17 protein-coding genes and 1 tRNA gene are annotated in these 21,893 nt (G+C 65.3%); 5 read left to right on the top strand and 13 right to left on the bottom strand.

Going from position 1 to position 21,893, the window contains the following annotated elements; all coding sequences use genetic code 11:
• Positions 1-15: 15 nt before the first annotated feature.
• The 4 genes from TV39_RS09785 to benA form a co-directional block, all read right to left on the bottom strand.
• On the bottom strand, positions 16-843 hold the full coding sequence (locus TV39_RS09785) for a 1,6-dihydroxycyclohexa-2,4-diene-1-carboxylate dehydrogenase (protein ID WP_043481031.1): 828 nt from the start codon (positions 841-843) through the stop codon (positions 16-18).
• Entirely contained in the window at positions 843-2,414 is a 1,572-nt protein-coding gene (benC, locus tag TV39_RS09780) for a benzoate 1,2-dioxygenase electron transfer component BenC (protein ID WP_043481029.1), read from the bottom strand. The genes TV39_RS09785 and benC overlap by 1 nt, the downstream gene beginning before the upstream one ends.
• Positions 2,415-2,537: 123 nt before the next feature.
• Complete coding sequence (gene benB / locus TV39_RS09775) at positions 2,538-3,074, bottom strand: benzoate 1,2-dioxygenase small subunit (RefSeq protein WP_043481028.1); 537 nt, start codon at positions 3,072-3,074, stop codon at positions 2,538-2,540.
• Positions 3,075-3,111: 37 nt separating this feature from the next.
• Entirely contained in the window at positions 3,112-4,494 is a 1,383-nt protein-coding gene (benA, locus tag TV39_RS09770; RefSeq protein ID WP_043481027.1) for a benzoate 1,2-dioxygenase large subunit, read from the bottom strand.
• A 316-nt stretch (positions 4,495-4,810) separates the two neighbouring features.
• Here benA and catA point away from each other — a divergent pair, with 316 nt between their 5' ends.
• Together catA and TV39_RS09760 are read left to right on the top strand one after the other, a co-directional pair.
• Entirely contained in the window at positions 4,811-5,707 is an 897-nt protein-coding gene (gene catA / locus TV39_RS09765; RefSeq protein ID WP_043481025.1) for a catechol 1,2-dioxygenase, read from the top strand.
• Positions 5,708-5,812: 105 nt separating this feature from the next.
• A complete protein-coding gene (locus TV39_RS09760; RefSeq protein ID WP_082049651.1) occupies positions 5,813-7,096 on the top strand; it encodes a benzoate/H(+) symporter BenE family transporter in 1,284 nt (427 codons plus the stop codon).
• Positions 7,097-7,401: 305 nt separating this feature from the next.
• Here the strand turns inward: TV39_RS09760 and selB are convergent, their stop codons facing one another.
• The 3 genes from selB to TV39_RS09745 form a co-directional block, all read right to left on the bottom strand.
• On the bottom strand, positions 7,402-9,198 hold the full coding sequence (selB, locus tag TV39_RS09755) for a selenocysteine-specific translation elongation factor (RefSeq protein WP_043481024.1): 1,797 nt from the start codon (positions 9,196-9,198) through the stop codon (positions 7,402-7,404).
• 3 nt (positions 9,199-9,201) lie between these two features.
• Positions 9,202-10,533, bottom strand: coding sequence for an L-seryl-tRNA(Sec) selenium transferase (selA, locus tag TV39_RS09750; RefSeq protein WP_043481022.1), 1,332 nt, complete (start codon positions 10,531-10,533; stop codon positions 9,202-9,204).
• Between the two features lie 36 nt (positions 10,534-10,569).
• Positions 10,570-10,664, bottom strand: a tRNA-Sec gene (locus TV39_RS09745).
• 44 nt (positions 10,665-10,708) lie between these two features.
• Between TV39_RS09745 and selD the strand changes: the two genes are divergently transcribed.
• The gene (gene selD, locus TV39_RS09740; protein WP_043481020.1) at positions 10,709-11,734 is read left to right on the top strand and encodes a selenide, water dikinase SelD; all 1,026 of its coding nucleotides are present in this window, start codon (positions 10,709-10,711) and stop codon (positions 11,732-11,734) included.
• Positions 11,735-11,749: 15 nt separating this feature from the next.
• Here selD and nrfD read toward each other — a convergent pair whose 3' ends face one another.
• The 5 genes from nrfD to TV39_RS09710 all read right to left on the bottom strand — a co-directional run bounded on the left by nrfD (position 11,750) and on the right by TV39_RS09710 (position 19,387).
• Positions 11,750-12,841: an NrfD/PsrC family molybdoenzyme membrane anchor subunit gene (nrfD, locus tag TV39_RS09735; RefSeq protein ID WP_043481018.1), complete on the bottom strand. Its 1,092-nt coding sequence runs from the start codon at positions 12,839-12,841 to the stop codon at positions 11,750-11,752.
• Complete coding sequence (locus TV39_RS09730) at positions 12,838-13,848, bottom strand: 4Fe-4S dicluster domain-containing protein (RefSeq protein ID WP_043481017.1); 1,011 nt, start codon at positions 13,846-13,848, stop codon at positions 12,838-12,840. The genes nrfD and TV39_RS09730 overlap by 4 nt, the downstream gene beginning before the upstream one ends.
• A gap of 104 nt (positions 13,849-13,952) precedes the next feature.
• The gene (fdh, locus tag TV39_RS09725; RefSeq protein ID WP_235347333.1) at positions 13,953-17,288 is read right to left on the bottom strand and encodes a formate dehydrogenase; all 3,336 of its coding nucleotides are present in this window, start codon (positions 17,286-17,288) and stop codon (positions 13,953-13,955) included.
• Between the two features lie 189 nt (positions 17,289-17,477).
• On the bottom strand, positions 17,478-18,269 hold the full coding sequence (locus tag TV39_RS09715; RefSeq protein WP_043481014.1) for a TIM barrel protein: 792 nt from the start codon (positions 18,267-18,269) through the stop codon (positions 17,478-17,480).
• On the bottom strand, positions 18,266-19,387 hold the full coding sequence (locus tag TV39_RS09710; RefSeq protein WP_043481012.1) for a Gfo/Idh/MocA family oxidoreductase: 1,122 nt from the start codon (positions 19,385-19,387) through the stop codon (positions 18,266-18,268). Before TV39_RS09710 ends, TV39_RS09715 begins: the two co-directional genes overlap by 4 nt.
• A 106-nt stretch (positions 19,388-19,493) precedes the next feature.
• Here TV39_RS09710 and TV39_RS09705 point away from each other — a divergent pair, with 106 nt between their 5' ends.
• Positions 19,494-20,498, top strand: coding sequence for a LacI family DNA-binding transcriptional regulator (locus TV39_RS09705; RefSeq protein ID WP_043481010.1), 1,005 nt, complete (start codon positions 19,494-19,496; stop codon positions 20,496-20,498).
• Positions 20,499-20,919: 421 nt separating this feature from the next.
• Here the strand turns inward: TV39_RS09705 and TV39_RS22095 are convergent, their stop codons facing one another.
• Positions 20,920-21,147, bottom strand: coding sequence for a hypothetical protein (locus TV39_RS22095; RefSeq protein WP_144406381.1), 228 nt, complete (start codon positions 21,145-21,147; stop codon positions 20,920-20,922).
• A gap of 165 nt (positions 21,148-21,312) precedes the next feature.
• Here TV39_RS22095 and TV39_RS21395 point away from each other — a divergent pair, with 165 nt between their 5' ends.
• Positions 21,313-21,690 (top strand): hypothetical protein, encoded by a 378-nt coding sequence (locus TV39_RS21395; protein WP_052500550.1) that lies wholly within the window; start codon positions 21,313-21,315, stop codon positions 21,688-21,690.
• The last annotated feature ends 203 nt before the right edge of the window (positions 21,691-21,893 follow it).

Here is a 21,893-nt window from a genome sequence, read left to right as displayed (position 1 = left end):
TCCATCACAGTGGGCTCAGCCCTGGTCCCCGCCAGCAACCGGAAGGATGGTGCCCGTCAGGTATGACGCCTCATCTGATCCGAGGAAGACTATCGGCGCGGCCTGCTCGTCCAACGTCGCGTAGCGCTTCATGAAGGACGACTCCACGGTTTGGTCAACGATCGCCTGGTACCAGGCCTTCTCGGTGGAGGATTCGGCCTCGGGCCCGCGCTTGATCTTGCGGGGTGGCGCCTCGGTGCCGCCGGGGGCTGTCGCAACCACGCGGATGCCGCGCCCTCCCACCTCCATCGCCAATGACTGGGTCAGGGCATTGACACCCCCTTTGGCCGCCGCATACGGCACCCGGTGCAGCCCGCGGGTGGCCACCGAGGAAACGTTGACGATGGTGCCTGAGCCCTGATGGAGCATGGCAGGCAGAACGGCCCGGCAGGTCCACAGGGTGGGAAAGAGGGAGCGCCGGATCTCTTTCTCGATCTTGTCTTCGTCATATTCTTCGTAGGGGCGGGCCCAGATGGTGCCGCCGACGTTGTTAACCAGCACATCCACGCGGCCGTGGGCGGCCAGTGCCGCGTCCACGGCCTGCTGTGCTCCTGCGAAGGTCTCCAGATCCGCAGTCACCGAGGTGGCCGAGCCACCTGAACCGGTTCCCTGTGCTGCCTCCTGTATCCCGTTCGCCACCTCATGGACCAACTCGGCCCGGTCTACGAGGACGACGGCGCCGCCCTCGGCACCGATGCGCTCGGCCACCTTCTGGCCGATGCCCTGGGCGGAACCCGTCACAAGAACTACCTTGCCGGCGTACCGGGCGGGAGTAACGAACTGTCCGGCATACGGCTGTGTCATCAGCGACCGGCCCTGGCGTCGATGGCGCCGGCCATGGTTTCCTTGGCATCGTGGGCGTGGGCCATGATGACCTCCCGGACCCGTGCTTTGTCCTGGCGCTCAAAAGCGTCAACGACATCAAGATGGTCCTGTATGACCCGCTCGAAAATCCTGGTTCCCGTTTCGAAGGCCGCCGCCATCTGCGCGTGGACGTCCAGCCGGCGGTAGGACTCGAGCAGCATGGGGTTGTCGCAGACCATGAAGAGGTATTCGTGGAACTCCTCATTAGTCCGCGCGAACTCTTCCGGTTCCTGGATGGTGCCGGCATTTACAGAGCGCCTGGTTGCCTCGGCGAGGCGGCGGAACTGGTGCAGCTGCTCCTCGCTCAGGCGGCCCACCATCAGTTCGCTCACTGCGAGTTCCAGGCCCATGCGCGCGTCAAGCTGTGCGAAGCTGTCCTCTTTACGGAAATCCAGCCGGCCGGTCGCCAGGGACGAAACGGCCTCACTGCGGCTCATCGTGTCGCCGTCGGCCGCAATCTTCTCGGCGGCTGCCGGCGCACCTGTCTCCGCGTCCCCGCCGGTGGTTTCCTTCGGGGCAAAGCGCTCGAAGTAAAAGTTGGCGGGCTTGATGCCCTCGGAGTCCAGCCATTTCGACACGGCGTTGACCATGGGAGGGGGGCCGCACAGGTAGATGTCAACATCGCCGTCGTTCAGATGCTTTGGCTCGATGATCTGGGTGACATAGCCCGTGTGGGGAGCCGACGTGCCAGTTTCGGAAGCAATGTAGTCCCACGTAAATCCGGGCAGCTTCGCCTCATAGTCCCGCAGCCACTCAAGGCCAACGATGTCCGCCTCACGGGTCAGGCCATAAATCAGATGGACCGGTACCGACGCCGGGTTCTCGGAAAGCTTCTCGAGGATGGACAGGAGCGGCGCCAGGCCGGTACCTCCAGCAAGGAGCAGCAGCGGCCGCTTGGGCTCACGCAGGAAGAACGATCCGTAGGGGCCCGTGAACTCGATGGCGTCTCCCACCGCAGCCCGGTCCCGCAGATACTCGGACATCGCACCCTGAGGCGTCACCCTCACCATGAATGAGGAGTCCTGAACCTCGGGGCCGCTGCTGAACGAATATGAACGCTCCGCGTCGGTTCCGGGGACCTTGATGTTGACGTACTGGCCCGGCAGGAAGGCAAGGGCGTCCCGGTTTTCCACCTCCAAGGTAAACGACACCGTGGTTTCCGAGTGTTTGTTGAGTTCCTTCACAGTTGAAGTGAAGGAACTGGCTCCGGTTTTCGCCGATTCGGACGTGGCGGGGATTTGAATGGCCAGATCAGACTCGGGAACCGCTTGGCAGGTAAGCATGTAGCCCTTGTCGAGCTCTTCCTCCGTCATGGCGTCGTCGATGTAGTCGCCCGGATCGAAGGAGCCGGAATCGCAGAAGGCCTTGCAGGTACCGCATGCCCCGTCACGACAGTCCGACGGAATATTGATGCGGGCCTTGTACGCGGCGTCCATCACGGTCTCGTAGTCGCCGACCTTGATGACTTTGGTGACGCCGTCTTCGAAGCTGAGGGCAACTTTGTGGCCCATGGTTTCCTCCTGGCTGGGGGCCGCCTCAACGCGACCCGGGAAAAGTTCTGGCGTGCCCGGCGGGCACGGGTGTGGGGGGCCTGCCGTGCGGCGCACGGGAACTCCCGGGCGCCGCACGGCAGGTCAGATCATGTAGACGTCCACCACGTGGTGGATGTAATCGTTCTTCAGGACCACTTTCTTCTTCAGGATCACCGGCTCCGGGCCGCAAAGGTCGATCGTGTAGAAGCTGGTGCCGAAGTACGTGTCCGTCGTGTTGTAGCGGAAGTAGAGGGTGAACCAGTTGAAGCGCACCTGGACCTGGCCGCCGTCGTTCGCCAAAACCTCGATGTCCGTGATGTTGTGGCCCGTGCGCGGCTCGGGAAGGGAAGTGGCAGAAGACCGGTCGGTCTTGATCCGGAACACCCGGTCCTCGATGCCGCCGCGGTTGTCGTAGTAGATAAGGGAGATCTCGTTCTGGGGATCCTGCGTCAGCTGGTCGTCGACGTCCCACGCGGGCATCCAGAATTCGGAGTCCGGGTGGTAGCACTCAAGCCATTCATCGAACTGGCGGTCGTCCAGCAGGCGGGCTTCCCGGTAAAGGAACGTCCGGACGGTCTCGAGGGTTGCGATCTCCTCCGCGGTCTTCAGGACCGGGGCGGTTTGGGTCAGGTTGGTCATGGGTTCTGTGCTCTCTCTGGTTCCGGCGGGCTCTGGGTCAGGCTCGGACTGGAACAGCGTCCAGTGCGGAGGTCTCCTCCTCCGCCAGGGCACGGTCCATGACTTCCTTCCAGTACCCGTGCTGGATGGGGTAAAGCCCCTCGTCCTCGGTTCGTACCCCGGACGCGATGACCCTGGTCATTCCGAGCGCCTGGGCCTGCTCGTCAGGGCCCGCAATCTCGTGGGTGGACCCGCGAGTCATATCGTTCCAAGGCGCAGAAGTAGCCCAGTAGGTTTTGTTGCAGGACCGGAACTCCTCGAGATCGTCGGGAGTGGCCATGCCGGTGGCGTTGAAGAAGTCTTCATACTGGCGGATGCGCTTGGACCGGTTCTCCTGTGATTCGCCCTTCGGGGCGATGCAGTAGATCGTCACCTCTGTCTGGTCCGCTGAGATGGGACGGAAATGGCGGATCTGCGAGGAGAACTGGTCCATGATGTAGACGTTCGGGTAAAGGCAGAGGTTACGCGAAATATTGATCATGAAGTTGGCCATCTCCTCGCCATACTTGGCGACGAGCTCCTCGCGGCGGTCCCACAGCGGGCGGTCCTCCGGGTTTGTCCATTCTTGCCACAGCAGCAGGTGTCCATGGTCGTAGGAATAGAAACCGCCCTTGACCTTGCCCCACTTGCCGGCGTCCATGGCCTTGGTCTTGTTCGCGGAGTCTCCGGCGGTGCGGCGGGCCGTAGTGGCAGCGTAGTTCCAGTGGACCGCGGTCACGTGGTAGCCGTCGGCGCCGTTCTCCGCCTGCACCTTCCAGTTGCCGTCGTAGGTGTAGGTGGAGGACCCACGCAGCACCTCCAGTCCCTCCGGGGACTGGTCCACGATCGAATCGATCACCTTGGTGGCGTCACCCAGGTGCTCTTCGAGCGGGAGAACGTCAGCTTTCAGCGAGCCAAACAGGAAGCCCCGGTAAGACTCGAAACGGGCAACCCTAGTGAGGTCGTGGGAGCCCTCTTTGTTGAACGTCTCCGGGTAGCCGGCATTGCGGGAGTCTTTAACCTTGAGCAGTTCACCGGAATTCTTGAACGTCCAGCCGTGAAACGGACAGGTGAACGTGGTGCGGTTGTCCGTCTTGCGGCGGCACAGCATCGCACCGCGGTGTGAGCAGGCGTTGACGATGCAATTGAGCTTTTCGTCCTTGTCACGGGTGATCACCACAGGAGTACGGCCGATGTTGGTGGTGAAGTAGTCCCCCACGTTGGGGATCTGGGATTCGTGGGCCAGGTAAACCCAGTTGCCCTCGAAGATGTGCTTCATCTCCAGTTCGAAAATCTCTTCATCCGTGAAAATCTCGCGCTTGGCCCGGATGACGCCGTTCTCACGGTCGTCGATCACGGCGTCGGCAAGGACCTCGCGGACATGGGTCATGTTCTCGGTCATGGCTGCTCCTTCATTGGAGAGTGCTGGACGGATGGGCGGGTGGTCCGGCTAGCGTCGCGGAACGCCCAGGACGTTGTCAGGTAATTCTTGTCCACCGTGACAGCTCTCACATCAGGCAAAAACCTAGGTTCGACCAAGGGTGTCTTTATGTCGCCTTTTTGACTGAAAACAGGCTAAATCGATATTTGTAGCGTCCTTATTTGAAGCCTACGATGAGACGGACATCACCCGAGGTCGCGTGGTGGCAGGTGCAAGTCCGGCCGCACGCCTTCGCAATGGCACAGGAGCATTTCCTGTCCTTTATTCAAAGAGGAGTATGGACATCACCATGACCGAGACCCAAGCAGACACCCGCAAAGAGGACGAAGGCACTGCCGTCGAAGCCGGCTCCAAGGCCACCGAACGCTTCACCGTCTCAGGCAAGCTCTCCCGTCTGGATGTGCCGAAAGAAAGAGTGAGCCTGCTGGCGGGGGCACTGATCAAGGCCGCCAACGACATCGTCGTCGAACACCAGGTCACCTACGAGGAATACAACGCACTCAAAGCCTGGCTCATCAAAGTGGGAACTGACGGGGAATGGCCGCTGTTCCTCGACGTGTGGCTGGAGCACACCGTGGAGGACGTCAACTCGCAGGACCGCCCCGGCACTGTGGGCACCATCGAAGGACCCTACTACGTGCCGGGCTCCCCGTTGCTCCAGACCCCGGGGACCGTCGAAATGCGTGAGGACGAGGAGGGCACCCCGCTGCACTTCAGCGGCCGCTTCACCGATACGGACGGTAATCCAATCCGGAACGCACAGGTGGAGATTTGGCACGCCGACAGCGCCGGGTTCTATTCCCAGTACGCGCCGGGCCTCCCGGAATGGCTGTTCCGGGCAACGGTCAAGGCGGACGACGACGGCCGCTTCGAAATCAACACGATGCGCCCGGCGCCGTACCAGATCCCCACGGACGGGGCCTGCGGGCAGCTGATCAGCGCGGCAGGCTGGCATGCCTGGCGCCCGGCGCACATCCACATCAAGGTCTCGGCGCCCGGCTTCCAGCCTGTAACTCAGCAGCTCTACTTCCCCGGCGACCCCCACAACGCCGACGACATTGCCTCCGCAGTCAAGCCTGAACTTATGCTCGATCCCAAGCCGCGCACGGATGGCGGCGCCGGCGAAGAAGTGGTCTATGACTACGTCCTCGCCAAAGAAGGCCAGCACAAGTAAGAACCACCGCTCACAAATGGTGCCGGTTCCCTCCGGCACCACAGGCGCTCCGGAGGGTCACCTCCGGAGCGCCTGTATCTTGTGCCGCCGTTGCCAGGAGCCGACATGCCACAATCCCGCCAGGACCCGCCCGCCGTCCCCGAAACGGAAACTGCTGCGGCCCGCGTACGACAGACCCTGCTGGAACGCCCGGGTGTCCGTCCCGCAGGCGTGCGACAGGTCTTCCGTGACCTCGGCATGCCTTATATTTCCAACGGGGTGATCGGCCTCATCTTCTCCGCTTCCGGCCCGATAGCTATAGCTCTGGCTGTTGGAACGGCGGGGGGACTTAGTGAAGCTCAGCTCGCATCCTGGGTGTTCGGCATTCTATTTTCCGGCGGAGCAGCAACCCTGGTCATGTCGCTGCTGTATCGTCAGCCCCTCGGCTTTGCCTGGTCCATTCCCGGCACGGTACTCCTGGGCCCGTCCCTGCAGCACCTGTCCTTTGCGGAAGTGGTTGGAGCCTTTTTCACGTCGGGCGTACTCATCCTGGCCTTGGGCGCCAGCGGCGTGGTCCGCCGAATCATGGCCCGGATGCCAATACAGATCGTCATGGCCATGGTGGCCGCGGTATTCCTTAAGTTCGGCACAGACATTATTGCCTCGACGCAGTCCAATCCGGCCGTTGCCGGCCCGATGGTGGCATCATTCCTGCTGCTCACTGCCGTACCGGTCCTGGGACGCTTCCTTCCGCCGGTACTCGGTACCTTGATGGCCGGCTGCGTGGCCGTGGCGGTAAGCGGCCAGTTCGTCCTCGGAGAAGCAGGACCCCTGCTGGCTGCACCCGTGTTCACAGTTCCCAACTTCACCTGGGCAGCCCAGCTCGAGTTGGTTATTCCCCTGGCCCTGACCGTGTTGTTTGTTCAGAACGGGCAAGGTATCGCCGTCCTCCGGGCTGCCGGCCATCCCCCACCTATTAACGCCTTTGCAGTCGCCTCTTGGGCCTTTTCCGTGCTCAATGCTTCATTCGGCGCCATTTCAGCATGCGTCACGGGCCCTACCAATGCTCTGTTGACATCCTCAGGAACCAAACAGCGCCAGTACTCGGCCGCCGTCGTCTACGGCACACTGGCCGTTGCCTGCGCCGTACTGGCCCCCTTGCTCACGAGGCTGATGCTTGCCAGCCCCAAGGAGTTCGTCCTCACCCTGGGCGGAATCGCGATGCTACGGGCCCTTCAGCAGGCCTTTGTGACGGCCTTCGCCACTGCCTTCACGCTGGGATCACTGGTGACATTCGTGGTCACGATTTCCGGCCTGAACCTTTTCAACATCCACTCCGCGTTCTGGGGACTGGTAATCGGTTACGCGGTTTCCAGGCTGCTTGAGCACGCGGACCATCTCGATCTCTAGGGCGGGTCGACTCCGCGGCGTTCCATACCGGCTTGCCTTGAGCCGGATTCCGTTCAGATTACGCCTCGCCAGGGGACAAATTCTTTCTTTCGGCGAGGTGAGAGGTCGTTTCTTTGGACACCGGCAGTGGCGCGTATTTTTCCAGGTTTTCGGTCCGTGCCAGCACGACCGTGTGGACGGGGCCGGCAGCGATGCGCCTTCTGAGACCGAGGCGTCCCCAGTCGTCGCCGTCCCTTCACAACCGTGTTGCCCCATGTCAGGCCGGCGTAACTTGGGGGAGCACCCTTCGACCCGCACTCCCGAGGTCAACGCACCACCCTGCGGTGACCGGCGTCCAACCGCTGGGTCCACCCCCGGGAATCGAGGTGTTCCAGCAGTGGAACCGCAATCCGGCGCGTTGTTCCGAGAGCCTGGCGCGCCTGGCTGGTGGTGAAGGGCTGCCCCAGGCCGGCAAGGGTGCGCATCGCAAGTGCCGGCGCCGTTGGCAGCAGCACCACGCCGTCACGCAGCCGCAGCAGGCGACCCGTGCGTTCGGCGGCAGCCAGCTCCCGGGTCCCTAAGCCCAGCGCGGCCAGCTCCTCGGATTCCGGGGCCCGAAACGCATGTGCGGTGAGCCTGCGCTCCAGCTCCGCGATTGCCGGTTCGATGGAGCCAAGGTTGCCCCGGCTGCCAGGCAGCCGGATGTGGCCTGCGTCCAGTTCCAGGGCAGCCGCACGGATGACATGGGAAAGCAGCCTCTCCTCGGGCAGGCGAAGCAGGTCGCGGGCTGCCCCCATGGAAAGGCCTGGCGCCAAGGGATCGCGTTCCTGCAGCGCCTGGACTGCGTCGCGAAGCTGGTGCTGCCAGGCCTCAAGGACAGGAGCGTGCACCCACCAGTCATCAATAACCTCTACGCCGGGCGGCGCCTTGGGGTCGTGCCCGGACAGCAGCCCCAGCCGGCGCAGATGCTCCAGCTGAACGGCTTTGCGGGCTGCCACCTCCCCCAGCACGTCGCCCGCCGGGTCCATGCCTGCAAGCCGCTCGGCCCAGTGGGCGCCGTCGCCGCGCCGCCGCAAGGCCGGTGGATCGGCGTCGAGGATGCGTGCCCCACCCAGCACGGAGCGGCTCCCGGGGTCGCGCAGCACCAGCCGGTCTCCCAGGACCAGAGGCAGGTGCCTGTCGAGCACGAGCCGGGCGTGGTCGGCGCCGAAAGGACGCAGCCGGGCCGGCACGGACGCGGTGCCGACATGGACCATGAGCTGCTCCGGCACATCCGTATAGGCCACGCCAGTCATCCGCTGGATGCCCAGGACGCCGGTGGTGGGCCAGGCATCGGGGGTAAGCAGCGCGTCCCCGCGCCGGATGTTCGTGGCGGAAACGTCACGCAGGTTCAAGGCCACACGGTTGACCGGCGCCACCGAGGTGTACGAGGTGTCCCGGCTTTGCAGGCCACGGACGACGACGGACCGGGAACCAAAGTGACCAAGCAGGGTAAGCCGGTCCCCTTGGACGATCGTTCCTGCTGCCAGCGTTCCGGTCACCACTGTGCCGGCACCGGTGATCGTGAACGAGCGGTCCACCCACAACCGGACCCGCCCACCGGTGACGGGATGGGGCACGCCGGCCAGGACGCCGTCGAGCGCTGCACGCAGGTCATCCAGGCCGGTACCGTCGATGGCGGACACGGCAACTGCCGGGGCGTCCCTCAGGCCAGTCCCGGCCAACTCCACGCGGGTCCGTGCCAGCACGTCTGCCACCCGCTGGCTGGACGCCCGGTCCGCGCGGCTGAGGACCACCACGCCGTGTTCGATGCCCAGCGCCGCCACGGCGTCCCGGTGGTCGCTCGACTGCGCCTGCCAGCCTTCGTCGGCGGCGACAACGAAACAGATCACCGGCGCGGGTCCGATTCCGGCAAGCATGTTGCCCAGGAAACGCTCGTGGCCGGGGACGTCCACGAATGCAACGTCCTGTCCGGACGGCAACGTGGTCCAGGCGTAACCCAGGTCGATGGTCAGCCCGCGGCGCCGTTCTTCTTCCCACCGGTCCGGCTCCATGCCGGTAAGGGCGCGGACAAGGGTGCTCTTGCCGGAATCAACATGCCCGGCCGTGGCAACGACGTGCACCGCTCAGCCCGCCCTGCCTGCATCCGCAGCCTCGAGGGTTGCCAGCGCCTGCCGTACGGCCTCGAGAATCCGGTCGTCGTCCGATGCGGGAACGCACCGCAGATCGATCAGGCAGGAGCCGTCGTGGACGCGCGGCAGCACGGCGGGATCGCCGGTGCGCAGGAGCCGCGCCAGTCCTTCGGGGAGCCGGAGCGCCCACCCGGGCAGGGGCACACCGGGGGCACCCCCGCCGCCTACCCTGCCGTCGTGCGGCACCACGGGTACTCCAAGTGCTTGGGCGAGCCGGTCGGTACGGCGCCGCAATTGTCCGACGTCGGCGTGCAGCGCCTGCACGACGGGCGGCATTCCGCCAGCGACGGTCGCCTCCAGGGCAGCGAGGGCAAGTTTGTCGGCCCTGACGGCCCGGGCAAGCGGGTGGCGGGCCAGCCGGGTGATGATCTCCTTGCGGCCCAGCAGGAGGCCTGCCTGGGGTCCGCCCAGCAGTTTGTCACCGCTGGCGATGACGACGTCGGCCCCGTCCGCCAAGGCGGAGGCAACATCAGGTTCATCAGGGAGGTGCGGGTCTGGTGCCAGCAGTCCACTGCCAAGATCGGCCACGAGCGGTACCCCGTTTGCCTGTGTCAGCGGGCCCAGTTCGTGCAGCGGAACAGCGGACGTGAAACCGTCCACCCGGAAGTTGCTCGGATGCACCTTCAGGACGCAGCCCGTATCGGGGCCGAGGGCTCCGGCGTAGTCGTGCAGGTGGGTCCGGTTGGTGGTGCCCACCTCCCGAAGCCTTGCGCCTGTTGACTCCATCAGGTCGGTGAGCCTGAAGCCGGCACCGATCTCAACGAGTTCGCCGCGGCTCACCACCACCTCCCGGCCGGCGGCCAGGGCTGTTGTGGCCAGTACCAGGGCCGCTGCTCCGTTGTTGACCACCAGTGCGTCCTCAGCGGCGGGACAGGCGGCAAGCAATGCCGCCCGGGCCCCGGCGCCCCGGCGGGAGCGGTTTCCGTCCGCCAGGTCGAGTTCCACATTGACGTAGCCGCTGGCTGCGATAACAGCTTCGAGCGCAGCCGCGGAAAGAGGTGCCCGCCCGAGGTTGGTGTGGACGATGACCCCGGTTGCGTTCAGCACCGGGCGCAGGGTTGTTGCCTTGCGCTCAGCGATGGCGGCCAGCAGGACTGGCTGCACCTGGCCGGGAGGGAGGTCGCCGCGCCGGGCCTGCTCCTGGATGGCCCGCACAAGTTCGCGGATCACACGCTCATTCAGCCGTGTCCCGGCTTCGCGGACGGGCGGCAGTGCCAGCAGGTCGTTCGTGCGGGGAATCCGGCGCCGGGGATCGACGTGGTCCACAGCCCTCCTCCTATCGCGGCATCCAGTGCCGAAAGTTGGCGGTGGCGGACGGGAATCGAACCCGCCAGGCCGAGATGCTCAGCCTCACCGGTTTTGAAGACCGGGGGGCCCACCAGGACCCGGACGCCACCGCGCATCAATATAGCAGGTCGCTTTGCGGGGGTACGCTAGGCGGGTGAACAAGGCCCAGACGTCAGTCCAGCAACCTGGCGGGGGCGCCGTCGGCGCGCTCCGGCTCACCGACTATGCCCACGGAGGAGGCTGCGCGTGCAAAATTCCACCGGGCGAGCTCGAAGATGTTGTCCGGGGCCTCATCGGCCAGCCGGGTGCAGAGGTGCTGGTTGGCCTGGACAGCGGCGACGACGCGGCAGCCGTCCTGGTGCGCGACGATCTTGCGGTTCTTACCACCGCCGATTTCTTCACTCCCGTTGTCAACGATGCCTTTGACTGGGGCCGCATCGCTGCTGCCAATGCGCTCTCGGACATTTACGCAATGGGCGGCAGGCCGGTCACGGCCATCAACCTGGTCGGCTGGCCCCGCGGCGTCCTGCCGATGGAGCTGCTCACGGAGGTCCTCCGCGGCGGCCTGAGTGTGGCGTCGGAGGCCGGTTGCCCCGTACTCGGCGGACACTCCATTGACGATCCGGAGCCCAAGTACGGCATGGCGGTCACCGGCGTCGCGCACCCCGACCGGTTGCTGCGCAACGACGCCGCCCAGCCGGGGCTGCCCATCACGCTTACCAAGCCGATCGGCGTCGGGCTTCTGAACAACCGGCACAAAGCGACCGGTGAGGTTTTCGCTGAGGCGATAGAGACGATGGCGAGCCTCAATCGCGACGCGTCCGAAGCCGCGGTGGCCGCCGGGGTCCGGGCAGCGACGGACGTGACCGGTTTTGGCCTGCTTGGGCACCTTTACAAGATGGTCCGGGCATCCGAAGTGGGCGCGGTGATCGATCTGAAGGCTGTACCGCTGATTGCCGGAGCCCGCGAGGCGCTCCGCGACGGCTTTGTCTCCGGCGGGACACGGCGCAACCTCGACTGGGTGCGTCCGCACCTGGATACCGCACCCGGCATCACCGAAGACGACCTGCTGCTTCTGGCCGATGCCCAGACCTCCGGCGGGCTGCTGGTGGTCGGCGAGCTGCCCGGGCACCCCGTCATCGGACACACCACTGCGGGCCGGGGCATTGAGATCCGCTGACGCCTGACCAGTCAGTCAGCTGCCGGTAGTGATCGCGTCGCCGGTCACGCCGGCTGCGCGGCGGGCCGCGAGCCGGTTCTTCTGCGGTTCGATGGTGTACCGCGGGTCCTTGGCGGAGGCCAGTCCCGCCTCGAACACGCCAAACCGGGTCAGTGCCGACGCGGCCAGCAAAGCCACCCCTGAAGCCGCAGCCGCAATGCGGTTGCGACCGCCGAGGAGTGTACCCAAACCGCCGGCAACTGCCAGCCGCTCGCTCCATTTCAGCATAGTGCCTGCCTTGCCCTGATGCAGGGGCTCGGCTGCTATCGGGTCCATCCGGCGCTCCATGATTTTCATGGCAAGCACATCGCCCACGACGCCGAGTACGGCAAGTTTGCGGGCAGGACCGGTCTCGCGCACCGGTGTGGTGACCATGGCGAGCCCGGCAGAAGCGAGGCACGCGGAACTCACAAAAACAAAAGGCAGTTCCTCGTGCGCGGCGTTCCATGTGGGTGTGGCGGTGTCGCCAAGCAGCACCGCAGTGTATGCCGCCAGTGGTCCGGCAAATAACGCAGCCTCAACGCCCGCCGGTCCTTCGACAGCCTGCAGCACCTTGCGCAAGGGTCCCAGCGGCAGCCGGTTTCCGCTCATCCGATCGATTTCCGCCACTGCCGCGACGCCCGCACCTGCGCTGAAGGCGCTGAGGATCCAGGAGCCCACGCTCATTGGCGAGGTCACCTTGAAGGTCCGCAGCATATGCAGGAATCGCTCCGGCCTGCCCAGGTCCTTTACCAAAGCGACGGCGCCGCCGCTCACGGCGGTCAATGCACCCAGCCGGGCATTCCGGCGAAGTGTCGGCCGCCCGGTCAATTGCCCGCCGAGGCCAAGCAGCGCCGAGCCTGCTGCCACGCCGCCCAGGAACAGGTAGATCGCAACGTCATCGCCCCAGGGTGCGGGCTTTACGACGGGGCGGCCGTAGTAAGAGGTGAATTCCGGCTCCGGGACCATGGGCATTTCGCGGGAACCGTCGCCGTTGTCCCTGCGGCGGCGCATGCCACGTTTGCCGTCCTGCCGGCGACGCCGGGCAGGCTCCGCCGGCCGGAAGCTGTCGAATTCCGAAAGGGTCACGCCCGTCCTCCCAGGAAAGCCAATGCTGCGGCCGCAGCCATGCCCGCTACAGCCATGCCTGCCCGCCGGTACATCTGCGGCAGGTCGGCTGTGGGGACGCGTGGGTCCGGCGGGAGCCCATACACCTCGGGCTCATCAAGCAGCAGGAAGACCGATCCGGTTCCGCCGACGCCGTCGTTCTCGTTCGCACCGTAAAGCCTCGCTTCGGTCATGCCCTGCGCATGCAGGGTGGCGACGCGTTCCCGGGCCGTCTCCACCATGTCGTCGTGGTCGCCGAACTTGATGGACGTCGTCGGGCATGCTTTGGCGCACGCGGGCGTCTCATCTGCCACCAGACGGTCGTAGCACAGTGTGCACTTCTGGGCGATGCCGACGTTGGGGACCTCGGGATGCTTCGCGTGCTGTTCCTCCCTGCTGGTGGCGACCTTGACCGTGCCATTGCTGCGGCGCTCGATCACGCCGAAGGGGCATCCGGCCACGCAGGTTCCGCAGCCGTTGCAGACGTCGTCTTGGACGACGACGGTGCCGAATTCGGTGCGGAAAAGGGCTCCGGTGGGGCAGACGTCGAGGCATCCGGCGTGCGTGCAATGCTTGCAGACGTCGGAGGACATCAGCCACCGGAAGTCGGCCGTGTCCGGCGGAGTGGTATCCGCCTCCGCGAGGTCCGTCACAGCCGGCGCTGCCTGGGCGGGAGGACCGATGCGCGGCATCCCCAGGTTGACCAGGGCACGGCCTGATTCCCGCGCCTCGATGATGCGTTCCTGGCCCTGCTCAATGAATGCCACGTGCCGCCACGTGCTGGCACCCAGCGCTCCGGTGTTGTCGTAGGAGGACCCGAGCAACTCCAGGTTTCCGTCCTGCGGGTTGTGGTTCCACTCCTTGCAGGCGACTTCGCAGGCCTTGCAGCCGATGCAGATCGAGGTGTCGGTGAAAAACCCCTTGCGCGGATGGTTGTGCTCCCAGTGGGCATCGGCGGTGGGGTCGGTCGGTCCGGACAGCTGGCCCATCTAATCCTCCAACGTGGGGTTGTTGCCCGGAAGGCTGCCGGCGGGCGGTCGCAATCCGGGCAGGGCGGTGTGTGGTTCGGGTAAGGCAGTGGCAATCACGTTCATCAGCCCGGCCCACCGGCGGTGCGGCCATCCTTACCCGGGCCGGGTTCGATGCCTTCCGCCGCCGGATCTGTGACCGCGCGATTACCAGTTTCGATGGTTATTCCGGCCCGCACCTGATACTCGGCAACCAGGTCAAGCAGTTCCCGCCCTCGCGGCCGTCGGCCCGGACGGATGTCGCATGAGGCCACCTTGGATTCCTGGATCTGGACGTTGGGATCCAGCGTCACACCCAGCAGATCATTGGCCGCGTCACCGCTGACGACGGCACTATTGCCGACGCCCCAGTGGTAGGGCAGCCCGATTTGATGCACGGTGTGACCGCCTATGGCCAGGGGCCTCATCCGGTCAGTGACAAGCACCTTCGCCTCGATGGCGGAGCGGGGCGAGATGATGGTGGCCCACCCATAGGGTTCCAATCCGCGCTCGGCGGCCAGCTCGGGCGAGACCTCGCAGAACATCTCCGGTTGCAGTTCGGACAGGTATGGCAACCAGCGGCTCATCCCTCCTGCTGTGTGGTGCTCGGTGAGCCGGTATGTGGTGAAGACGTAGGGGTAGATGTCTGCACCACTGGTACCGGCGCTCGGCGCGCTGAGGTTGTCCGAGCGGGGGAACACCAGCCGCGCAGGACTCTGCTGCTGCGGGTAAAGCGCGTTCGCCACCGGGGATTCCTGGGCTTCGTAGTGGGTGGGAAGGGGTCCATCCACAAGGCCCTTTGGTGCGAACAACCAGCCCTTGCCGTCGGCCTGCATGATGAAGGGATCATCTCCGCTGAGTGCGGCGGGACCACCTACAGAGGGATCGGGCTTGCTGCCCGGTGCCCGGTCAACCGGGAAGTCCGGCACGTCGTCTCCGACCCACTTACCCTGTTCCTCGTCCCACCAGATGTATTTCTTCCGCTCGCTCCACGGCTTGCCGGCCGGATCGGCCGACGCGCGGTTGTATAGGATCCGGCGGTTGGCCGGCCATGCCCAGCCCCATTCCGGCGCCGCGGGCCCCTGTTCCTGGCCCGGCTTACGGTTGGCGGCATGGTTGAAACCGTCAGCGTACACGCCGGTGTAGATCCAACAGCCGGCCGCCGTGGACCCGTCGGCACGGAGTTCGGTGTATGCCGAGAGTGGTTTGCCGGCATCCGGGCCGTCCAGGTGGCGTCCATTGATTTCCGCAAGCACCGCCTCGGCATCAGGATCGCCATGCTCATCCGTAGGATAGTCCCAGGTGAGGTCGAGCAGCGGACGGTCCCGTTCGTCTTCCGACCCGGCCAGCTTCTCGCGGATCCGCTGGCCCAGCTCGAAGAAGAACTGCAGCTCGCTTTGGCACTCCCCCGGCGGTGCCACCGCCTGGTGCCGCCACTGCAGCAGCCGCTGGGTCTGCGTGAAAGAGCCGGCTTTCTCGACGTGGGTGGCGGCAGGCAGGAAGAACACCTCGGTTTCAATATCCTCCGTGCGCAGTTCCCCGGATTCGATTTCCGGCCCGTCTTTCCACCACGTCGCGGACTCGATGAGGTTCAGGTCACGCACCACAAGCCACTTCAAATGGGACATGGCGAGGCGCTGCATCCGGCCGTGGGCGGAACCCACCGCCGGATTTTGTCCGAGGATAAAGTAACCCTCCACTTCATCCTCGAGCATGCCCATCACTGTCTCGTATGTACCGTGGGCGCCGGTCAGTCTCGGAAGGTAATCGTAAGCCCAGTCGTTGTCGGCAGTTGCGGCGTCGCCCCACCAGGCCTTCAGGAGGCTGACGGTGTAGGCGTCGGCGTCGGCCCAAAAACCCTTCTGCTTTTTCGAGCCAATCACTGACAGGTAGTCCTCAAGGCTGTCATGGCGTCCGGCGCTGGGCATCGGCAGGTACCCGGGCAGAAGGTTGAAGAGGGTGGGGATGTCCGTGGAGCCCTGGATGCTGGCATGGCCGCGCAGGGCCATTATTCCGCCGCCCGGGCGTCCGATGTTTCCGAGCAGAAGCTGCAGGATAGCGGCTGCCCGGATGAACTGCGCTCCAAGGGAGTGCTGGGTCCAACCGACGGCGTAGGCGAAACAGGTGGTCCGGTCGCGACCGGAGTTTTCCGTGATGGCGCGGACCATATACTCGAAGTCCGCGGCGTCGATACCGCACATGTCCCGGACCATCTCCGCGGTGTAACGGGCGTAGTGCCGCTTCACGATCTGGAAGACAGTCCGCGGGTCCTGGAGCGTGTCGTCGCGCTGCACTTCCGCGTGCTCCAAGGGGGGGCCCCCGCTTCCAAAAGCGTGGCCGGCGGCCCGGGCCGTGGCATCGGCGCCGTGTTCCGAACCGGGCCCCGGCTCATCAATGGCACCGTCCCCTTTTTCCGCATATGCCCACGACGACGTGTCGTAAGCGCGCTTCTCCGGATCAAAGCCGGAGAACAGCCCGCCCAGGTCCTCGGCGTCGCGGTAATCCTCGTGGACCAGCGTGGCGGCGTTGGTGTACGCAGTGACGTACTCCTTGAACCACAGGTCATTGGTGAGGACATAGTTGATGAGCGCACCGAGGAGCACCACGTCAGAGCCAGCACGAATGGGAATGTGCCTATCCGAGACCGCGGAGGTCCGCGTGAACCTGGGGTCCACGTGGATGACCTTCGCTCCGCGGGCTTTAGCCTCCGCCACCCACTGGTATCCAACGGGATGGCACTCGGCCATGTTGGAACCCTGGATGATGATGCAGTCGGCGTTGGCCATGTCCTGCAGTGATTGCGTTGCACCACCGCGTCCAAACGAGGCTCCCAAACTGGGAACCGTGGCGGAGTGTCATATGCGGGCCTGGTTCTCGGTCTGCACCGCCCCTGCAGCCGTGAAGAGCTTCTTGATCAGGTAATTTTCTTCGTTGTCCAGTGTTGCCCCGCCGAGCGAGGCGATGCCCATGGTGCGGCGGAGCAGCCGGCCCTGGTCATCCTCCTGCTGCCAGGTCCTGCGGCGCGTTTCGATGAACCGGTCCGCCACCATCTCGACGGCCGTAGCCAAGTCCAGGTGTTCCCACTCCTTCGAGCGCGGCGCACGGTAAAGCACTTTGGTCTGCCGGCCAGGCGAATTGACCAGCTGCTCGCTGGCAGAGCCCTTGGGGCACAGGCGGCCGCGCGAGATGGGTGAGTCCGGATCGCCTTCGATTTGGACGACCTTTTCGTCCTTGACGTAGACACGCTGCCCACAGCCAACGGCGCAGTAGGGGCACACGCTCTGGACAACGCGGTCAGCAGTAGCTGTGCGCGGGGCAATAGCTTTGGTCTTGGCCGAGGTGACAGCGGGCCCTCGGCCCAGCAGATCCCCCGTGCTCAGTTGACGGACGACCGGCCATTGGAGAAAACTTCGCGGTGCCATTTCAGGAGCATATCCCGTCCCGGCCTGGAGCAACAGGACAACGTTCGCGTGTCCTTTCCATGTGATGCGGCGCAAAGTTGCGGTTGAAGGGCCAGGGCCCCCGCCCCGCCACATGTCCGAGGGCAGCGCCCTGCCCTGAAAAGGGCCGGGCGCTGACTTGCTGGGGCAAACGGGTGTGCCGGGTGGTGCTCAGCCTCCGAAGGCGGCGCGGAAGGCGGCGAGGGCGGCGTCTCCTGATTCGAGGTCCGGGCCGCCGGAGGCTCCGGCCTCGAGACCGATGACCCCGTTATATCCGGCTTCTCTAAGGGCGGTGGCCACGGCCCGGTAGTTGACCTCGCCGGTGCCGGGTTCAAACCTGCCCGGGACGTCGGCTACCTGAATTTCCCCGATCGCGGGCAGCGCGGCCCTGACGAGTTCGATCAGGTTTCCCTCGCCGATCTGGGCGTGGTAGAGATCCAGCATCATCTTGACGTTGGGGTGGTCAACTGCCGCGACCAGCGCCATGGTGTCCTTGGCCCGGGCGAGCGGTATGCCCGGGTGGTCAAGGATGGTGTTCAGGTTCTCCAGCGCGAAGGTCACGCCGTGCTTCTCGCCAAGGACGGCCAGGCGCTCGAGCGTGCGCAGGCCGGTCAGCCACATTTGACCGGTGGACCGGTGGATGGGACGGACGGCCAGGCCGCCTTCGCCGAGCTCTGCCGGGTGGACCACCATCCGCTCGACACCGAGTTCAAGGGCGACAGGAATCAGCTTCTCCGCCGATGCCAGCACCTCGTCGGCGCTGTCGGGGTCGATGAGGCTGCCGCCGAAGTAGCCGCTCATCGAGGAGAATTTTGCCCCTGTGGCGGCGAGAGCGGCGATGTCCCTGCCCCGGGCGTCCCAGAGTTCAACGTCGAATCCCTGCCCGTGGATCCTGTCCACGCGTTCGATCAGGGGAAGGTCGCCGTAGACCATCTCAGCGCACACGGCCAGGCGGAAGCTCATGCCTTTCCACCCGTCAGGTGGAGTTCGGGCTCGGCAGGACGCAGCTCGGCGATCGATGCAACATCCACCGGCATGCCGGTCTCCGCCGAACGGGCGGCCGCCAGTGCGACCGCGAGGGCGTTCCGGGCATCGGTGCCGCCGGGGCCAGGAGTACCGGGAGCCTGGCGGCTGTCGCGGCGGGTTTTCACGGCGTCCACGAAGTGGGCGAGTTCCGCGGTGTAGGCGTCCCGGAAGAGGTCCACGTTCAGGCGGACGGTGGCTGCGCCGATGCCGGCGGAGGTGTAGCTCGTGGCGCTGGAGGCCTGCGGCCCGCCCGCTGTGACCATCCCCATGGAGCCGAACACTTCACCGCGCACGTCGTAGCCATAAAGGGCATTGAAGTTCGCCTCTGCCACGGCGATTGCCCCGTTGCTGTACGTGACAGTCACGACTGCCGTATCGAGAAGTCCCCCGGCCTTTGCCTCCGGGGCTACCAGCGCGTCAGCGACCGCGTGGACGCGGACGGGGACGGCGCCGGGGTTGAGCCAGTTCAGGGTGTCGAAATCGTGAATGAGGGTCTCGAGGAAGATTGTGCCCGGCGGAATCCGCTCTGGGTTGGCGATGCCCGCCATGGTGCCGGGATCGCGGGTTAGGGACCGCAGCAGCTGCGGGGTGCCCACGGCGCCGTCGTCGATGAGTTTGCGAGCGGCGGCGAAATCGGCCGCATAGCGCCGGTTGAAGCCGAACTGCACAACCACGCCGGAAGCAGCAGCCGCGTCGAGGGCTTCGTCAAGTTCTTCCACCGTGCGCCCGCCGGGCTTCTCGCAGAATGCATGCTTTCCGGCCCGCGCCGCAGCCGCGATTAGTCCGGCGTGGAAGCGTGCCGGCGCCGCGATCAGGACGGCGTCGACGTCGGGATCATTGATCACGTCGGCGGGATCAGCACTGATCTTGGCGACCCCCAAACGGCTGGCCAGAACCTCCACGGCCGGCAGGGCCGGATCGGCAATGGATTCAAGGCGGGCGCTGGCGATGCGCTGGGCGATGGACTCAGCGTGGAAATTTCCAATCCATCCCGCCCCGATCAGGCCGACACGGATCGGCCGGTCTTCGCTGACCGGATGCTGAAGATAACTCATGACAACTCCTGAAGTTTGCGACTAGATCGTTCTAGTCGCTCCATGGTGGCATGTCGAGGATGGCCATGTCTAGATCGTTCTATACTGATCCGGTTGAGGAGGAAGAATGACGGAACAGCAGCGTCGCCCAACCCTGATGGACGTGGCCCGCGCGGCCGGGGTCTCACGGGCACTGGTCTCCATCGTGATGCGCGGCGCGGCCGGCGCGTCAGAACCCACCCGACAGAAAGTTCTGGAGGCGGCCCGCGAACTCGGCTACCGGCCGGATTCCCGGGCTCGGCTGCTGCGCAGCAGCCGGACCAAACTCCTGGGCCTAAGCTTCTCCAGCTCCCAGCCCTTCCATGCGGAAATAGTCGACGCCGCCTATGCCGCAGCGTCAAAAAAAGGCTATGAAATAGTCCTCAGTGCGGTGGCCAATGGCCGGCCCGAAACACGCGCCATTGAGGCCCTCCTGGATTTCGGCTCCGAAGCCCTCATCCTGATCTCTCCCACGCTCAGCAGCCAAGAGATGGCCCGGTACGCCAGCCAGGTGCCCGTCGTCAGCCTCCTCCGCAACGACGTCGGCGAGCTCGTCGACTCGGTCAGCAGTGACGACCACGCCGGCATCCGAATAGCCGTTGACCACCTCACCACCCTCGGCCACCGCCGCATAGTCCACGTCGACGGCGGAACAGCCGTCTCCGCGGCCCAACGCCGGGAAGCGTTCCGCACCGAGATGATCCGCCACGGCCTGGAACCCGTTACCGTGCCCGGCGGCCCAAACGAAGAGGATGGCTTGAGAGCCGGCCAGTCCCTCACAGGTGATGTGCCATCAGCCGTCATCGCCTTCAACGACAGGGCAGCCCTCGGCGTCATTGAAAGTCTCCGGGCAACCGGACTGCAGGTACCTAGGGACGTATCCGTCCTCGGCTACGACGACAGCCAATTCGCCCGCCTCAGCTACGTACAGCTCTCCTCCATCAGCCAGGACGCCCCGCTCCTTGCCGCCGCAGCCGTGGACCGCGCCGTCGACCGGATAGAGGGCACCCAGCCGCCAGCCCATCTTGTCAGGACACCCCATCTGGTCCTCCGCAAAACCACAGGACATCCCGCCCCGCAGATGCAGCCCTAGTTGGTCCACTATCGAGAACTGGCCGCCAGCTCCGGCAGTTGACCAAGGAAACTCCTGCAGCGGCGCCTCCCACGGACATTGCTGCGGGTCGTTTTGTTCGCCGACCAGCGCCCAAGCCACGGTGGAGACATTGACAACGCGCAGGAAGTCCCGGCCATCGCATGCCGGGCGATTTCGAAGGCTTTACTGGTGGCCGGGCACCGTCAGCAGACCATGAAGGAAGGACGTTGTTCCGTCCTTTCTTGTGCGCTTTCGAATGCAGGCCCTAGGAAAAATGACCCAGCTGTCCACACTGGAGTTTTGTCCACAGTCGACGGCCCATTAGGCCGCTGACCTGCGGAAACATTGTGCCCGAGGTGGGACTCGGCGTGCACATCGTGCACACCCTTTTTGGGGAGGTCCAGGCAGCACCTCGCCTGTGTCACGACACCGAGAAGAAAGGCCCCCAAGAAAAGCACGATGAAGCACCAGAAGAAAGCCCTTGCCGGTTGAGGCAGGTCAGTAGAGCGCCGAGCGCCGCGGACGATTCGACGTCGCTGGCGAGTGCGGCGACCACCGGCAAAAGCTCCGCCGCCGGACCTTGATCATCAGCAGCGGGCACCCCGGCCGGACCCGGATTACCCGGCGCGCCAATAGTCAATCGCGCCATTGCACCTCCGCTTGAAACGTCCTTCAAGCCCAGGGTAGGCCCGAGGTCATGCATGCAGGAGCGGATGAAACATGACGTTCCGCCAGACCCTACTTCCGTCTCCTTGCGGTCGCTAGGATTGGAAGGGCGGGAAGACCGCCCAGTTAGTTGCGTGGAGGCAACATCATGACGCGAAGCAACGAGTTTGACGAGAGCGCGGCCGAACCGAGTGGCGGGCAAAAGCCGGGGGGCGAAGAGGTCCGTGGCCGCTATGTTGAGGGCAGTTACGGCAAGGGCGGCACTGAGGCGGGCCGTCAGGCTGGTGATGACGAAGGCCAGTACACGGAAGGCGATTACGGTGCAGCCGGCGGCGAGGGAGCCCTGGCCCCGTCCCCGGATGAAGGTGCAGAGGACGCAGGGCGCTTTGTTGAGGCCGACTACGGCACCGCCGGAACGGTTAAAGGCCGTACCGCAGGGACGAAACCCGGCCAGTACACCGAGGGCGACTACGGTCCGGACGGAGCCGTGGGCCGCGAACGCAAAGGCGGAGCGGAAAAAGAGTGACGACACATCTGACCTGAAGCCGCCAACTCCCCCTCAGACTCCGGGAGCCACGCCGCTGGGGACACCACCGGGGCGACCCGCACGTGCCGCCATTAGCGTTGGCGGGCGTGTGAACTGCCGTTCAGGGATCGGGGTACCCACCGGAACGCGCCGCAAATCTCCACGGCCCCGACTGTGCGGGTCAGCCCGGGCCGCCCGGCGAA

Source organism: Arthrobacter sp. SPG23 (assembly GCF_000876655.1).
Classification (GTDB): domain Bacteria; phylum Actinomycetota; class Actinomycetes; order Actinomycetales; family Micrococcaceae; genus Arthrobacter.
This window is presented reverse-complemented; position numbering and strand designations above follow the sequence as displayed.

What these genes read in the sequence shown, in the direction of transcription:
- TV39_RS21395 (WP_052500550.1), top strand. Translation starts at nt 21,313, where the DNA reads ATGACGCGAAGCAACGAGTTTGACGAGAGCGCGGCCGAACCGAGTGGC.
- benC (WP_043481029.1), bottom strand. Translation starts at nt 2,414, where the DNA reads ATGGGCCACAAAGTTGCCCTCAGCTTCGAAGACGGCGTCACCAAAGTC.
- TV39_RS09785 (WP_043481031.1), bottom strand. Translation starts at nt 843, where the DNA reads ATGACACAGCCGTATGCCGGACAGTTCGTTACTCCCGCCCGGTACGCC.
- TV39_RS09705 (WP_043481010.1), top strand. Translation starts at nt 19,494, where the DNA reads ATGACGGAACAGCAGCGTCGCCCAACCCTGATGGACGTGGCCCGCGCG.
- TV39_RS09715 (WP_043481014.1), bottom strand. Translation starts at nt 18,269, where the DNA reads ATGAGCTTCCGCCTGGCCGTGTGCGCTGAGATGGTCTACGGCGACCTT.
- benA (WP_043481027.1), bottom strand. Translation starts at nt 4,494, where the DNA reads ATGACCGAGAACATGACCCATGTCCGCGAGGTCCTTGCCGACGCCGTG.
- catA (WP_043481025.1), top strand. Translation starts at nt 4,811, where the DNA reads ATGGACATCACCATGACCGAGACCCAAGCAGACACCCGCAAAGAGGAC.
- TV39_RS09710 (WP_043481012.1), bottom strand. Translation starts at nt 19,387, where the DNA reads ATGAGTTATCTTCAGCATCCGGTCAGCGAAGACCGGCCGATCCGTGTC.
- TV39_RS22095 (WP_144406381.1), bottom strand. Translation starts at nt 21,147, where the DNA reads ATGGCGCGATTGACTATTGGCGCGCCGGGTAATCCGGGTCCGGCCGGG.
- TV39_RS09760 (WP_082049651.1), top strand. Translation starts at nt 5,813, where the DNA reads ATGCCACAATCCCGCCAGGACCCGCCCGCCGTCCCCGAAACGGAAACT.
- TV39_RS09730 (WP_043481017.1), bottom strand. Translation starts at nt 13,848, where the DNA reads ATGGGCCAGCTGTCCGGACCGACCGACCCCACCGCCGATGCCCACTGG.
- benB (WP_043481028.1), bottom strand. Translation starts at nt 3,074, where the DNA reads ATGACCAACCTGACCCAAACCGCCCCGGTCCTGAAGACCGCGGAGGAG.